Source organism: Mycobacterium sp. (genome assembly GCF_040398885.1).
GTDB lineage: Bacteria > Actinomycetota > Actinomycetes > Mycobacteriales > Mycobacteriaceae > Mycobacterium.
The window spans coordinates 1-13,701 of record NZ_JBBATF010000081.1 but is presented as its reverse complement, the minus strand read 5'-3'; the positions used below and the strand labels follow the sequence as shown (position 1 = coordinate 13,701).

Here is a 13,701-nt window from a genome sequence, read left to right as displayed (position 1 = left end):
GGGACTTCCGCCGATCACGATTCCCGTTCTGGTGCCGCCGCCACCCGCGCCGCCTCCGCCGGGCCCGCCGCCGGGCCCGCCGCCGCCTCCCCCGCCACCCCCGCCGCCGCCGTAAGGGGCCGAACGGCCCCGCGGCGGGTACGGATTTTCGGCCTCACACTCTCCCAGCCGGTGGCAGTAGTCTGCCGGTATGGCCGCTAACGCCCTGAGAAGATCCGCGACCGCCGCGGCCGGCACAGCCGCCCTGGCGGTGAGCTACGCCGCGGTCGTCGAGCGCAACGCGTTCGTCGTGCGGGAAGTCACCATGCCGGTTCTGACACCGGGTTCCACACCGCTGCGGGTGTTGCACCTCAGCGACATTCACATGCGCCCGGGTCAGCACCTCAAACAGGCTTGGCTTCGTGAGCTGTCACGCTGGGAACCCGACCTGGTGGTCAACACCGGCGACAACCTGTCCCATCCGCGTGCGGTGCCCGCGGTGGTGCAGTCCCTCGGCGACTTGCTGGCGGTGCCCGGCGTCTTCGTGTTCGGCAGCAACGACTACTTCGCACCCCGGTTGAAGAACCCGGCGAAGTACCTGACCGATCGTGACCATCGGGTGCACGGCAGCCCGCTGCCGTGGCAGGACCTGCGCGCCGCCTTCACCGAACGCGGCTGGCTGGATCTGACGCACAACCGCCGTGAACTGGAGGTGGCCGGCCTGGTCATCGCCGCCGCCGGGGTCGACGACGCGCATCTGGGCCGGGACCGCTACAACACCATCGCCGGACCGCCTAGTCCGGCGGCCAACCTGAGCCTCGGCGTCACCCACGCCCCCTACACCCGGGTCCTGGACCGGTTCGCTGCCGACGGCTATCAGTTGGTGATGGCGGGGCACACCCACGGCGGCCAGTTGTGCCTGCCGTTCTACGGGGCCGTGGTCACCAATTGCGACCTAGACCGGTCCCGGGCCAAGGGAGCTTCGAGCTGGGGAACCAGGACCGCCCTGCACGTCTCGGCCGGAGTCGGAACCTCCCCGTTCGCGCCGCTGCGGTTCTGCTGCCGGCCGGAGGCGACGTTGCTTACCCTGGTCGCCGCCCCGATCGGCGGCCGGGACCACACAAGGAACGTCCTGCGTTCGGCCCCGACGGTGTTGGTGCACTAGATCAGCCGACAGCGCGCCTCAGCCTGAGCGTTTGGCTTCCCGCCTCGGCGGTGCGATAGGCTGTCGTCGCTTCACACGGGGTGTGGCGCAGCTTGGTAGCGTGCTTCGTTCGGGACGAAGAGGTCGTGGGTTCAAATCCCGCCACCCCGACAACGCGATGTCGTCACGACATCGCCGCAGAACGCGATGTCGTCAGGACATCGCCGACGGGTTGGCCGGCGCCGTACGCCCGCGCTGCCGCAGGATCATCCCTTCGGCCATCAGGTAGACCAGCAGAGCGACAACGACCGCCGCGATGATCATCGGGTACCGGCCGGCCAGATCGGAGGTCTGCCGGACCAGGATGCCGATGTACGCCCAGATCAGGACCAGGCCGTAGGCGACATCCCGGTTTCGCAGCATCACCCACGTCCCGATGGCCATCGCCACGAGGATCACGGCCACCGCCCAGTCCGAATCGGCGATGCCGAACCCGTCCCACTTCCAGTAGACCAGCAGCACGGTGACGTTGGCGACCACCGCCACCGTCGACCAGCCGAAGTAGACACTGAACGGCACCCCGATGAACCACCGCCGGCGGCCGCTGAGGTTCGCGCGCCGCACGGTGGTGACGATCAGCGCGAGCAGCACCAGGATCACGACGAGCAGGAGCGCCGACAGCGGGATGAGGTCGTAGTGCCAGGCGAAGATCCATGCGGTGTTGGTCAGCGACGACAGCGCGAACAGCACCCCCACGCGGTTGAGCAGTGCGGTGTCCGCGGCGGTGTCGGGCCGGTCCCGAAACAGCCCGAGTTGGTAGAGCACGTGGGCGCCCAGCAACAGGTAGATGACCCCCCAGATGGAGAACGTGACACCCGCCGGGGTGAACAGGTTCGAGTAGGCGTCGGAGACTTCGCCGGTGTTCCGTCCGTTGAGCGGCAAGGCGTTGGCCGCGACGTTGGCCGCGATCATCACCAGATAGGTCAACGTCACCAGGATCTTGACGGGGGTTCTCGGCATCACTGTCCTTCCAGACCCGGCCGGTGAAATCACCGGCAGCGTACAGCCTTGCCGACCGTACCTGCCCGCGTCATCTCGGCGCGGTCATCTCGGCGCGCGGCCGAGGTTCGGGGTTTAGCGACCCGGTAGAGCGGGAACACTCTGGCGGTGACCCTTGCCCCGATCGCGCTCGAGCCCGCGTTGCCCGCGACGCGGGGGCCGCTTTCCATGGCGGTGGTCAACCTGCTCACCGAGCGCGCCCCCCGATCCAGGCTGGACCGTGTCGAGGCCCCGGTCAGCGACTCGGACCCCTACGGAATCGACGTCCAACTCACCCTCTACATCTGCTACGAACTGCACTATCGCGGATTCGCCGGGGTCGATCCGGGCTGGGAATGGAACCCGGGTCTGCTGCATCTGCGCGCACGACTGGAGGAGACGTTCCTCTCCGCGGTCCGACGCGACGTCGGCGAGATCGACACCACCGCGGCCCGGGAAATGGCGCGACTCTCGACCGAACCGGCCGACGGCACCGGGGCGTCGCACTACCTTCGCCGCCAAGGCACCTGGGAGCAGATGCGGGAGTATTTCGTTCACCGCTCGCTGTACCACCTGAAGGAGGGCGACCCGCACGCCTGGGCGATCCCCCGGCTGACCGGCCAGACCAAAGCATCCTTCGCCGCCGTCGAATTCGACGAATTCGGTGCCGGCCGCGGCGACCGACTCCATCAGCAACTGTTCGCCGACCTCATGTTCGCCGCGGACCTCGACCCCACATACCTGGCCTACATCGACGCGGTTCCCGCCGAGTCGCTCGCCTTGGTCAACGCGATGTCGCTGTTCGGTCTGCACCGCAGCCTCCGCGGCGCCGCGGTGGGCCACTTCGCCGCCACCGAGATCACCTCCTCGCCCGGATCGCGTCGGCTGCTGGAGGCGCTGCTGCGGTTGCAGGCCCCCGGGCCGTGCCGCCACTTCTATCGAGAGCACGTGGAGGCCGACGCCGTCCATGAGCAGGTGGTGCGCACCGACGTGGTCGGCGATCTGGTCAATCGCGAACCCGCCCTGGATTCCGATGTGGTGTTCGGGATGCGGGCCTTCGAACTGCTGGAGGACCGCCTCGGCGAACACCTGACCGCCTCCTGGCGCACCGGCCGCACCTCGCTACGCCGGCCGCTGACCTGACGGCCGGCCGCACCGGTGGCTGGTGTCGCACAGCGGGTATTCGCGGCTGCGCCGGCACGTGCAGACCGCCACCATGAAACGGTCCGAGGAGATCACCTCTCCGCTGGGCATCTCGATGTCGATCGGACCCTCGATGAGCAGCGGCCCCCCGATGACCACCCGCACCAGGCGCGGCGCGGTCCCGGTCACGGCTTGTCCGCCCGGATCACCACGAGTTGCTCGGCCCTGTGCCCGGCCCGGATCGCGCCGACCGCCTCCAGCCGTCGCGCCCGCGCGTTCAACACCGGACCGAACGGAATCGTCTGGGCGGCAACGACGGCGGCGCGCAGGCCGGCCCGCCGCAGCTGACGCAGCGACTCCCCCGGGTTCGCCAATTCGGACTGCACCAACAGCAGGGTGCCGCCCGGCCGGAGCAACCGGTCCGCCGACGCGCAGAGCGGGTCGAGCACCAACCGGCCGTCGGGGCCGGCGTCCCAGGCCCACGCCGGGCCGATGTGGCCGGGCAACGGGCCGGCGCCGGGAACTGTCGGCAGGTAGGGCGGGTTGCACACCACCACGTCGTACGGGCCGGCTGCGGCGGCGTCGGTGTGGTCGCCGCGTCTGACGTCCACGGAGACCCCCGCTTCGGTCGCGTTGGATCGCGCACACCGCACCGCGTCCGGACAGATGTCGAACGCGACGACGGCACCGGCGCCGAGTTGCGCGGCGGCGATCGCCACCACCCCGCTGCCGGTGCACAGATCCAGGACCGACCGCCCGGAAAAACCGGCGCCGCAGACCATCTGGGAGATCAGCAGGACGGAGTCATGCTGGGGCGGATAGACACCGAACCGTGCGGTCACCGCGTCGAGTGAGAGTACCGTCACTCTGGGAGAGATGCCCTGATCGCGCTCGGTTAAACCCCGGCCGCGCCGCGACCCCGCCGTCGGCGCCCCCGGTGCGGCGCGCCGCGGTCAGAGCCGCTCTCTGACCGCCGCCGACAGCCGGGCGCCGTCGGCCTTGCCGGCCGCGATCGCGGCGGCCGCTTTCATCACCATGCCCATCTGCTTGACCGACGGCCGCTGACCGAGTTCCTCGGCCACCTGGGCGATAGCGGTGTCGACGACGTCGGCCACCTCGGCGTCGTTGAGCGGGGTGGGCAGGTACTCGTCGATGATCCGGCCCTCGGCGTGCTCCTCGGCGGCAAGTTCGCCGCGCCCGTTCTGGGTGTAGATCTCGGCCGCCTCAACGCGTTTCCTGGACTCCCGGGCCAGAACCCTGAGGATCTCCTCGTCGGTCAGTTCACGGGCCTGCTTGCCGGACACCTCTTCGGTCTGGATGGCCGCCAGCATCATTCGCAGTGTCGCGGTCCGCAGTTTGTCCTGATCCTTCATCGCCCCGGTGAGGTCGGATCGCAGCCGACCCTTCAGTTCCGCCATGCCGCCAACGTTACGCGCCCCCGCCACCGCGCCCGGGAACCCGCGGCCCGCGACCGTCAGGCGCGCAGGGCGGGACCGAGCGCGCTGAGCGGAATACGCGGCTGCACGACGCCGCCCGTCATCGACCAGATGTACCCGGCCGGGGTGAAGTCGATCGGGGAATCCCGCGCCACCGGATAGTCCGGCAGGTAGAGGATCAATTCGTCGGGGGTCAGTGCCCACGCCCTGTAACCACCGGAGTACACCTTGTCCGGCGTCCAGCGGTCCGGGGTGAACGGGTAGGTGTTGGGTTCGTGGGGGGGCAAGGCCCGGTCGAGGGCGGCCTGGATGAACGGGGCACCGAGCGTCGGGATGGCGTTGACGTCGACCACGTCGGACAGCTGGATCTGCCGTCCGGCCGCGGAATCGAAAGCGAAAGTCCGGTAGGCGGTTTGGATCGCCGCGCCTTCGAATCGCCCGGTGCTCTCGGAGTCGTAGGTCTCGCGGAAGACCACGGTGTGAATGTCGCCGTGATGGAAAACCTCGAAATCGGCTTCGCCCCTGCTGTTTTGGTACATCTGCGCGGCGGCCGTGCGCCAGTTGCCCATCAGCGTCGTCAGGTAGCCGCTGATCGCCGGGCCGATGACCGGGTTATCAGCCTCTGCCGGGATCGCGATGTCGACCTCCCGGACCGCCCCCCGCTCCGACGGCACCGACGCGTGGCAGTACCGGCCGTTCCATTGGCCGCCCATCTGGTCGCACAGCGGCGCGGCCGATGCCGCAGCGCCGGGGGCCGCCAGCAGCGCGGCCGCCGCGGCGACCGCCGCTCCGGCGAGTCCGCCGGCCCGCATCGTCGTCCGCATCGGCCGTCCTCCGGTCAGGGGAGCTCGATCTTGCTGGCCAGCCAACTGCCGTTGACCTTCTCCAGGGTCATCTTCATCCGGCTCCGGTCGATGCGCGGGTCGGGAAGCTTGGTGTTGGCGACCGACTGGTCGACGAACAGCAGCACCACGGCGTTGTCCTTGCTTGCCGACTGCACCGCCGAGTCGATGACGACGCCGTGGGCGGTCGCCTTGTTCTCGATCAGCAACTGACGCAGTTCCACACTGGACTTGGAGTACATCTCCTTGAATTCGCCCGTCGCGCCGTCGAGCACCTGCTTGAAGTTCTGATCGACGTTGTTGGAGTCGACACTGGTGAGCACCTCGGCGTAGGACGCCGCGGCCCGCTGGGCGGCATCCCGGGCCTGGTCGACCTGATGCTCTTCCCAGAGCTTCCACCCGAGGAAACCGGCTCCGGCCAGCGCGGCGATCAAAGCGCCGATGAGAGCGGGCTGCAGCAAGCCCGACCGCGGCCCCGGGGTGGTGCCCGAACCGGCGACGGGCTCATCGCCGGCGCCGATCTCGTCCTCTGCGACAACGGTTTTGGCGGTTTCGGCTTCGGTGGTTTCGGCTTCGGTGGTTTCGCCGCGGGCGGCGTCGGCCTCGCCCTCCGGGGTCTGTGCAGTCTCGGCAGCCTCGGATCCCTCTTCGGTCATGACTGGCATTGTGGCGTATCTCTCCTGCATGGCATCAGCGGGGCGGCTCGATCGGCAGCGTCGGACCGCCGTAAGGAGTCGGGACGGCGTACCGGCCTTCGGGCGCGGGGTCGGTCTGCTTGCCCAGGTCCGCGCCCATCGGCGGCCCGTAGGTGTCGTCGCCGGCCGGGCGGGGCGCGTTCTTGGCGCCGCGGATCAGCACCGCCGGATCGTCGTCCCGGCAGTAGGTGTGCATGAACGGCTCCGGGTAGTCCGCCGATGCCGGAGCCATCCTGGGGGTGCCGTAATCGCAGGCGTAGCGGGGGTAGATATCGGCGTTCACCCAGAAGCCGTTGTCGTGGATGATGCTGCTCAGCGAGTCGAACAGCGATCCGCGGTCGGTCGGGAACAACGCCTTGAGCGCCGGCACCCGCAGGTACATGATCTCCGAGGTCGTGGTCAGGTCGCCGAGCAACTGGACCATGGTGTCGGAGTTGTCCTCGAACAGGGTGTCCACCGCGCCGAAGGTCTTCGGTCCCTGCGTGGTGAGCTGCCGGAATCCGCCGGTCATCCGGTTCACCCCGCCGAAGACCTCGTCGAAGTTCCCGGCCGCGACCTTCATGCCCTCCTGCTTGTCGGACAGCAGTTGCAGGGTCACCCTGCTGGTGTCGAGCAGTCGGGTGGTCTGATCGAGGACGCCGTCCAGGGTGGACACCAGGTACAGGCCGCCATCCATCAGGTCGTCGAGTTTCCGCGGGCCCTCCCTACTCATGCCGAGTTCTCTTTTGATGATCTCCATTTTCCCGGTGTCGACCTGCTTGAGCATGCCGTCGGAGTGGGCGAGCAACTCGCCCAGCGTCACCGGGATCTCGGTCCTGCCCATCGCCAAGGTGGCTCCGTCGGCCAGGAACGGCGCCTGACCCGTGCCGCCGTCGAAGTCCAGGTACTGTTCGCCCGCCGCCGAGAGTCCGGCGACGCGGGCCTTGCTGGACTCGGAGAGGTCGACGCCGTCGTTGACCTTGATCACCGCGTCGACCCCGTCGGGCGTCAGCGCCAGACTCTCGATCTTGCCGATCCGGATGCCGCGCAGGGTGACGTCCTGGTTGACCAGCAGGCCTCCGGAGGCCGGCAGTTGGACCTTGACCCGGTAGACGCTCTTCAGGGGGTTCCACCGAAGCGCCCCGAAGCTGAGGTAGGTGAGCCCGGCGAGCAGCGTGACGACCAGGGCCAGGGCCGACAGCCACGCCTTCCGGCGGTGGCCCGCCTTGACGATCCCGACGATTCCGTCGGCGATCCGCCCGATCACGGGACCGGATCCGCGACGGGCGCGACCGGGGCCGGCGCGGGTGCCGGAGGTACCGGTCCGGGAGGCGGACCGGCCGGTTGCACGAACTCACCGGGCGCCGTCGGTCCCGGCGGCGGGCCCACCACCTGCCACTGCCCGGCCTCGGCCGGACTGGGGATCACCGGCACCTGCGGCACATCCGGTCCGCGTCCGACGACCCGCTCCTGGAGTCGCAGCAGGGTGTACTTGAACGAGCCGATCAACTGGTTGTAGGTGGACCACTTCGGGCCGTGGAAGCCCGGGTCGCCGGCGAAACCGATATCCGGGATGTGACCGAGGATGAGGCGGTCGATACTCGCGCGCACCGAGATGCCACTGCCCGAGGTGGCCTTGATCAGCGGTGGCATCAGCTTGTTGATGGATGCCAGGTTGGAGTTCGGGTCCATGACGACGTCGTTGAGGTCGCTGGAGATCTTGTTCAGATCGGCGACCACGCTGCGGCCGCTGGTGTCGGTGCCGGCGATGGACGGGAACTTGTTGATCGACTCGGTGGTGGCTCCGGCCTGCACGACCAGATCCGCGATCTGGTTGGTGTGCTGGGCCAGCACGTCGGTGGCCGGAGCCGCCGCGTTCATCAAATCCACCAGCGTGTGGTTCTTTTCGTCGATTCGCCGGGACAACCCGGACAGCGCCGTCAGTGAATCCGAGATCTGATCGGTGCGCCGGTCCATCGTGCCCAGCAACTGGTTGGTGCGGTCGACCAGTACGCGGAAGTTCTTCCCGCCGTCCTCCCCGGCCGCCTTGCCGGCGCCGTTGATGAGGTCGGTCAGGTTCTGCACCGCTCCGCCGTTCACCAGGACCGCGGCGCCGGTCAACAGGTTCTCCACGGTGGCGGCCGCGGCGGTGTTCTCGATGGGGATGACGTCGCCGTTCCTGAGCGGGCTTGCGCCCGAGGAGTTCTCCGGCGGCTTCACGGCGATGAAGACGTCGCCCAGCGGTGTGGCCGAACGCAACTCGACGGTGCTGCCCCGCGGAAGTTCGACACCGTCCCGGATCCGCAGCGTGGCCACAGCGGTGTAGTCCCTGGCCTCGAGGGTCTCCAACTCGCCGACGTCGGCGCCGGCCAGACGCACCTTGGCGAAGGCCGGCAGGTTCAGCGCGTTCTCGAAAACAGCGGTGATGGTGTAGCTGGAGCCGCGGCTCAGTCCCGGCTTGGGCAGCGGGAGGCTGGCCAGACCGTTGGTCGCGCAACCGGCCGCGCTCAGCGACACCGTCGCGGCAAGCACGAGCGGGAACCGCTTCTTCGACGACATCACCTCTGCCCCATCGCCGCAAGCCCGTCGAGGATGTGGGAGACCCCGAAGTCGGGGCCGAAGTCCTGCAATGTTCCGGTGCTGCAACCCAATTGACGCAGATGCATCAGGTTGCAGACCTCTTTGACCGCCGGGGTGTCGAACAGCACCTTGTCGGTGAGGATGTGCGCCCGGAGCGCGCCGTTCTCGCGGTCGATGACGTTGTACAAGTTGTCCAGCGTCAGCGGTGCGACGTCGAGGGTCTCAGCCAGATCGCGATGGTGGTCCACGACGGCCTTCAGCGCGACGTCGCCTCCTGCGACGGCACCCCTGATGTTGTCGCGGTTCTTCTCGAGCAGGTCACCCAGTTCGGTGAGCACCAGGTTCAACTGCTTGCCGGTGGTGCCGCTGCCGATGTCCTCGTCGGCCAGGATCTGCGAGAGGGCCCGCACGTTGGAGCCGAACTCGCGCAGTGTCGCCTCGTTGGCGGCGGCGCTGTCCATCAGGATGCTCAGGTTGTCGACGACCTCGGTCAACGACTCCTTGGTCTGCGCGCCACCGTCGGCGCTGAGCTTGAGTGCCTTGGACAGCTCGCCGAGGGCGGACTTGATGCGTTCGCCGTTGCCGTCGGCGATCGCTGCCCCCGAATCGATCAGGGTCCGCAGGGCCCCGTTGCCGTTTCCGTCGCCCTGCAGTGAAACCGCAAGCCGGTCAACCATATCCAGGGTCTTGGTGAACTCGACCGGTGTCCGGGTCTTGGTCAGCGGGATGGTCGCGTGATCGGCCATCGCCTCGCCGCCGGTGTAGACCGGTGTGAGCTCGATCGACCGCTCGGCCAGGATCGACGTCTGCAGCGTGACCGCCTGCGCGTCGGCGGGGATCTTGACGTTCCTGTCGACGGTGAATTCCACTTCGACGTAGCCGTTCTTCGGAGTCAGCTTCCGGACGCTGCCGACCTTCATGCCCAGCACCTGAACGTTGTTGGTGGGGTAGAGGCCCGCGGAGTTGTCGAACTGGGCAACCAGTGTGATGGTGTTCGTCCGGGTCTTGGCCAGCTTCCACGCGTTGAACCCGGCGACGCCGGCGGCGAGGAGGCCGACGACGGCCAGGATCAGCAACCCTCTGCCGCGCTTCACTTGCAGTCCTTGTAGTACTGGATCATTCCGAACTGCTTGGCGCGTCCGCTGATGGCGCACATCCAGGAGTCCACCAGGATCCCGTTGGTGAACGTGGTGTCCAGGGCGTTGCCGGTTCCGGTCGCGTTGGCGAACCCGCGCAGGGTCACCGGGGCGGCCTGCAGGATGTTGCGCAGCAGGTCCTCGTGCTTGGCGGCCAGACCCGCCAGTGTGTTCATGTCGGCCAGCAGCGACTCGACCCGGGCGCGGTCGTCGACGATGGTGTCGTCGAGCAGGCGGACCAGGTCCTGGAGCGACTGCAGCATCGCGTGGAAGGCGACCTGGCGCGTGACGAATTCGCTCAGCAGTTCGTTGCCCTGGTTGATCATCGCGCCCAGGCTGCTCTGCTGGCGACGCAGTGTTCCCGTGACGATGTCCATGGTCCTGAGCATGTCGCCGACCTGGTCGCGGCGCTGCGACATGACCGTCGACAGCCGCTTGAGGTTGTCCATCGACTGGGGGATCAGCGGCGGCAGGGCTTCGACCTGCTTGCCGAGCGCCTGAAGCGCCGTCGCGAGTTGATCGGTGTCGACCTCGCCGTAGTTGATGGCGACGTCCTGCAGTGCCTGCTGCAGGTCGTAGGGCACCGCGGTGTGGTTGATGTCGATGGTGCCGTTCTCCAGTGGACCGCCGCCGCCGGGCGCCAGCGACACATAACGCGAACCCAGGATCGTGGTGATCATGATGGTCGCGCGGGAGTCCTTGCCGATGTTGAGGTTGTTCTGCACCTTCATGTCGACGGTCACGCGATCGCCGTTGAGTTTCAGGCCGGTGACGGTGCCGACCGGGATGCCGGCGACGACGACGGGGTTCTTCGGCAGCAGCGCGGCCGCCTGGGTGAAGTCGGCGCTGATGCGTTTGTAGCCCGGGCCGATCCTGGTGATGATCACCAGGGTGGCCATCAATCCCACCAGGACGGCCAGAGCGACCAATCCGACCGCGGTGACGCTGCGGTCCTCGAGCACCTTCCGCCGCGGGGCGCCCTTGTGCTTACGCTCAACCATCGGCCTTGTTCCTGCACTTGGGGGTGTACTGCGCCTTGTTGCCGGGTGTCGCGGCGTTGACGACGATCGGGGTCACGTCGTTGAGACCGGGGAAGAATCCCAGCGCGTTGAGGTCGCACGTGTAGACGTTGGCGTAGGCGCCTTCGTTGGTGACCCGGGCCAGCCCCTTGAGCATCTTGGGCAGGTTGCCGCCCATGAAGGCCAACTGGGGTTCGATGGTCACGAGGTGGGCCGAGAACCCCGGTTCCCGGCCGACCAGAGCCTGCAGCGACGGATTGACCTCATCGGTGACCGAGGCCAGCGCCCGCATCACCCGGGCCAACGAGCCCATCGAGGCCACCAGTTCCGGGCGGCGGGCGTTGAACGTGGTCACCATCTGCCGGGTGTTGTCGAGCGTGGTCTCGATGTTGCCGTTCTGCTGCGCGAGCGTCGCGAACAGCCGATCCAGGCCGGAGATCAGGTCACCGAGGAGTTCGTCCCGCCCGGCGAAGGTCTCGGTCAGCTTGCCGGTCTGATCGACCAGGGCGGCCCAGGCATTGGAGTCGCCTTGCAGGCCCTGCACCGCGGCGGCGGTGATCTGGTCCGCGGCCTTGGGATCGATGGTGGCGAAGAGCGGTTGGTAGCCGTTGAGGACGACACCGACGTCGAAGGAGGGAGTGGTGCGCTGCAGGGGGATGACGCTGCCGGCCTGCAACGGGCCGGCCGCGGCGCCGGCCGGACCCCGACGCAGGTCGAGGTACCGCTGGCCGACGATGTTCTGGTAGAGGATGGACGCCTCGGTGTCGGGGAAGAGCTTCTGCTCGTCGCGCAGCGCGAACTCCACCACCGCCGTGCTGTCGCCGGTGAGGTCGATCTTCATCACGCGGCCGACCCGCACGCCGGCCATCCGGACGTCGTCACCCTCACGCAGGCCGAACACGTCGGTGAACTCCGCTGAATACCGCGTCGTCTCGCCGGTCACCGAGCGCTGCAGGGTGGCGTAGACGAGCCAGGTCATGACCGCGGTCACCACTAGGAAGGCGACGAGTCCGGAGGCGACTTTGGACAGCTTGCCCTTCATCGGGCCCCCGCACCGGGCGACACGGTCATGCCGCGTGCCAGCGGGGCCAGCAGCAGCTGGGTGGCGGTGGTGGCCGGCGCGCCGGTGATGTAGGACAGCCGATCCCGCTCCAACCGGCTGCCGACCGGTCCGACGTTGCCGCCGTAGGAGTAGCCGGCCGCGGGGGCGGCCTCGGCGGGCAGCCCTCCGGGCGCCGGCGCGGGCGCCCGCGGTCCGGGGTCGGCCGGCAGATATCCGGGTGGCCACGGGGCGACCGGCGCGATCGGCGACAGCGGCGGGGTCGAGACCGCCGTCGGCGCCAGGGCCGGGTTGGCGGTGCCGGGCACCGGCGGGGCCGGGGTCATCGCCGGACCGTCGGCGCCCAGGATGCCGGTGCCGACGCCCAGGCTCAGCGGCGGGTTCGGGTCCACCAGATTGGGTCCGCCGGGCAGGATGTAGGGCGGTCCGACGGCGACCAGATTGCCGTTGGGTCCGACCACGGTGCCCGGCGGCGGCATCAGATCTTTCGGCGGCCGGTAGTTCTGTGGCAACAGCACCTCGGGCATACCCGGCCGCACGGCGATCTGCGGCGCGGTGAAGCAACTCGGGCCCTTCAGTTCGCCGTAGGCCGGGCAGTCCGCGCGGGTATACGAAAAGGTAGGCGCCAGAGCCAGATTCGCCCGCAGGTTGAAGGCGTCCATGTCGGCCACCCAACCCTGGTCGAACTTGTCCGAGAAGGTCTTGATCTTCCGGAAGCCGGGCACCCAGTTGTGCCCCGTCTCGGCCAGCACACCGAGGACGGGGGTCAGGTTGTGTCCGATGGTGATCATCCGGTCGGTGTGGTTGGCGAAGGCGTCGTGCGTCTTGCCGAGTGTGCCGGCACCGCCGGTGAGCATCGCGTCGAGATTCCCCTGCTCCTCGACCAGGGTCTGCATCGGCGTCACCGCCCGGTGCAGGGCGTCGAGCAGATCCGGGGCGGTCTGCTGGAGGCCCTCGGCGGCCCCGACCAGCGCGCTGAGCATCGACGGGGCCGAGGAGTCGGGGGCGACGGTCGCGTTGAGGCGGCTGACGATTCGATCCAGTTGGGCGCCCGCGGTGAGCAGCTTGGTGCGGCGGTCGTGGGTGACGGCTTTGACCGCCTCCAGGATGCCCAGGGTTTCGTCGGCGCGGCCGCGGCCGGTCGCGTAGAGGATGTCGCGCAGCTTGCTGATGGTGGTCTGGAACAGCACCGTCGGGAGGCGGCTGTCCTCGGCGATGTGGTCGCCGTCGGCGATCGCGGGCGCATCACCGTTGTCGACGAGTTCGACGCTGGACACCGCGAAGACGTTGCTGGGCACCACGCGGGCGGTGACGGTGTTCGGGATGCTCCTGGCGTAATCGCCGATCAGGTCGATGCCGACGTAGTTCGGTCTGCCGAACTGAGCGGGCGTGACGGTGGAGGTCGAACCGACCAGCAGGCCGTGGTAGCGGACGTCGGACCGGTCCGGCAGCCCGTCGCCGACGTTGGTCATCTCGGCGGTGATCCTGGTGTAGTTCTCAAGCCGCCCTTGGGATTTGGCGATCAAGACCGCCGTGATGAGTATCGACACGGCGATCACGGCCAGGCCGGCGATGAGCAGGCTGCGGTTACCGGGACCACGGCCGCTGATATCGAAGATCTTGGCCATCAGCCACCGAACCTTGCGCCCG

Annotated in this window: 14 protein-coding genes and 1 tRNA gene; 3 read left to right on the top strand and 12 right to left on the bottom strand. The window is 68.5% G+C overall.

All coding sequences use genetic code 11. The annotated features are described in order from the left end of the window. Positions 1-190: 190 nt before the first annotated feature. Both ADBZ5U_RS09305 and ADBZ5U_RS09300 read left to right on the top strand, forming a co-directional pair. Positions 191-1,144, top strand: a complete 954-nt coding sequence (locus tag ADBZ5U_RS09305) for a metallophosphoesterase (protein ID WP_526264655.1) — start codon at positions 191-193, stop codon at positions 1,142-1,144. Positions 1,145-1,220: 76 nt separating this feature from the next. Beyond that, positions 1,221-1,294 (top strand) — tRNA-Pro (locus ADBZ5U_RS09300). A gap of 42 nt (positions 1,295-1,336) precedes the next feature. On the opposite strand, the gene ADBZ5U_RS09295 is transcribed toward ADBZ5U_RS09300, so the two are convergent. After that, complete coding sequence (locus ADBZ5U_RS09295) at positions 1,337-2,143, bottom strand: TspO-related membrane protein (protein ID WP_526264653.1); 807 nt, start codon at positions 2,141-2,143, stop codon at positions 1,337-1,339. Between the two features lie 147 nt (positions 2,144-2,290). On the opposite strand from ADBZ5U_RS09295, the gene ADBZ5U_RS09290 reads away from it, so the two are divergent. Further along, on the top strand, positions 2,291-3,304 hold the full coding sequence (locus tag ADBZ5U_RS09290) for an iron-containing redox enzyme family protein (RefSeq protein WP_526264651.1): 1,014 nt from the start codon (positions 2,291-2,293) through the stop codon (positions 3,302-3,304). Here the strand turns inward: ADBZ5U_RS09290 and ADBZ5U_RS09285 are convergent. From ADBZ5U_RS09285 to ADBZ5U_RS09235, 11 genes are all read right to left on the bottom strand, one after another. Continuing rightward, positions 3,284-3,493: a CDGSH iron-sulfur domain-containing protein gene (locus ADBZ5U_RS09285; protein WP_526264649.1), complete on the bottom strand. Its 210-nt coding sequence runs from the start codon at positions 3,491-3,493 to the stop codon at positions 3,284-3,286. The two genes, ADBZ5U_RS09290 and ADBZ5U_RS09285, sit on opposite strands and share 21 nt — an antisense overlap. Then, positions 3,490-4,146, bottom strand: coding sequence for a HemK2/MTQ2 family protein methyltransferase (locus ADBZ5U_RS09280; protein ID WP_526264647.1), 657 nt, complete (start codon positions 4,144-4,146; stop codon positions 3,490-3,492). Before ADBZ5U_RS09280 ends, ADBZ5U_RS09285 begins: the two co-directional genes overlap by 4 nt. A 111-nt stretch (positions 4,147-4,257) precedes the next feature. Beyond that, positions 4,258-4,722, bottom strand: coding sequence for a GatB/YqeY domain-containing protein (locus ADBZ5U_RS09275; protein ID WP_526264645.1), 465 nt, complete (start codon positions 4,720-4,722; stop codon positions 4,258-4,260). 56 nt (positions 4,723-4,778) lie between these two features. After that, positions 4,779-5,564: a DUF3298 domain-containing protein gene (locus ADBZ5U_RS09270; protein ID WP_526264643.1), complete on the bottom strand. Its 786-nt coding sequence runs from the start codon at positions 5,562-5,564 to the stop codon at positions 4,779-4,781. A 14-nt stretch (positions 5,565-5,578) separates the two neighbouring features. Then, positions 5,579-6,247 (bottom strand): Rv1363c family protein, encoded by a 669-nt coding sequence (locus ADBZ5U_RS09265; protein WP_526264641.1) that lies wholly within the window; start codon positions 6,245-6,247, stop codon positions 5,579-5,581. Positions 6,248-6,272: 25 nt separating this feature from the next. Continuing rightward, positions 6,273-7,523 (bottom strand): MlaD family protein, encoded by a 1,251-nt coding sequence (locus tag ADBZ5U_RS09260; protein ID WP_526264639.1) that lies wholly within the window; start codon positions 7,521-7,523, stop codon positions 6,273-6,275. Next, positions 7,520-8,815 carry an MlaD family protein gene (locus ADBZ5U_RS09255; RefSeq protein WP_526264661.1) on the bottom strand — a complete coding sequence of 432 codons (1,296 nt, stop codon included), beginning with the start codon at positions 8,813-8,815 and terminating at the stop codon, positions 7,520-7,522. Before ADBZ5U_RS09255 ends, ADBZ5U_RS09260 begins: the two co-directional genes overlap by 4 nt. After that, positions 8,815-9,936 (bottom strand): MCE family protein, encoded by a 1,122-nt coding sequence (locus ADBZ5U_RS09250; protein WP_526264659.1) that lies wholly within the window; start codon positions 9,934-9,936, stop codon positions 8,815-8,817. The genes ADBZ5U_RS09255 and ADBZ5U_RS09250 overlap by 1 nt, the downstream gene beginning before the upstream one ends. Further along, positions 9,927-10,973 carry an MCE family protein gene (locus ADBZ5U_RS09245; RefSeq protein WP_526264637.1) on the bottom strand — a complete coding sequence of 349 codons (1,047 nt, stop codon included), beginning with the start codon at positions 10,971-10,973 and terminating at the stop codon, positions 9,927-9,929. The genes ADBZ5U_RS09250 and ADBZ5U_RS09245 overlap by 10 nt, the downstream gene beginning before the upstream one ends. Further along, positions 10,966-12,033: an MlaD family protein gene (locus tag ADBZ5U_RS09240; protein WP_526264635.1), complete on the bottom strand. Its 1,068-nt coding sequence runs from the start codon at positions 12,031-12,033 to the stop codon at positions 10,966-10,968. The genes ADBZ5U_RS09245 and ADBZ5U_RS09240 overlap by 8 nt, the downstream gene beginning before the upstream one ends. Next, positions 12,030-13,679, bottom strand: a complete 1,650-nt coding sequence (locus ADBZ5U_RS09235) for an MlaD family protein (RefSeq protein ID WP_526264657.1) — start codon at positions 13,677-13,679, stop codon at positions 12,030-12,032. Before ADBZ5U_RS09235 ends, ADBZ5U_RS09240 begins: the two co-directional genes overlap by 4 nt. Positions 13,680-13,701 lie beyond the last annotated feature (22 nt).

What these genes read in the sequence shown, in the direction of transcription:
- ADBZ5U_RS09270 (WP_526264643.1), bottom strand. Translation starts at nt 5,564, where the DNA reads ATGCGGACGACGATGCGGGCCGGCGGACTCGCCGGAGCGGCGGTCGCC.
- ADBZ5U_RS09245 (WP_526264637.1), bottom strand. Translation starts at nt 10,973, where the DNA reads ATGGTTGAGCGTAAGCACAAGGGCGCCCCGCGGCGGAAGGTGCTCGAG.
- ADBZ5U_RS09255 (WP_526264661.1), bottom strand. Translation starts at nt 8,815, where the DNA reads ATGTCGTCGAAGAAGCGGTTCCCGCTCGTGCTTGCCGCGACGGTGTCG.
- ADBZ5U_RS09265 (WP_526264641.1), bottom strand. Translation starts at nt 6,247, where the DNA reads ATGCCAGTCATGACCGAAGAGGGATCCGAGGCTGCCGAGACTGCACAG.
- ADBZ5U_RS09305 (WP_526264655.1), top strand. Translation starts at nt 191, where the DNA reads ATGGCCGCTAACGCCCTGAGAAGATCCGCGACCGCCGCGGCCGGCACA.
- ADBZ5U_RS09295 (WP_526264653.1), bottom strand. Translation starts at nt 2,143, where the DNA reads ATGCCGAGAACCCCCGTCAAGATCCTGGTGACGTTGACCTATCTGGTG.
- ADBZ5U_RS09275 (WP_526264645.1), bottom strand. Translation starts at nt 4,722, where the DNA reads ATGGCGGAACTGAAGGGTCGGCTGCGATCCGACCTCACCGGGGCGATG.
- ADBZ5U_RS09240 (WP_526264635.1), bottom strand. Translation starts at nt 12,033, where the DNA reads ATGAAGGGCAAGCTGTCCAAAGTCGCCTCCGGACTCGTCGCCTTCCTA.
- ADBZ5U_RS09235 (WP_526264657.1), bottom strand. Translation starts at nt 13,679, where the DNA reads ATGGCCAAGATCTTCGATATCAGCGGCCGTGGTCCCGGTAACCGCAGC.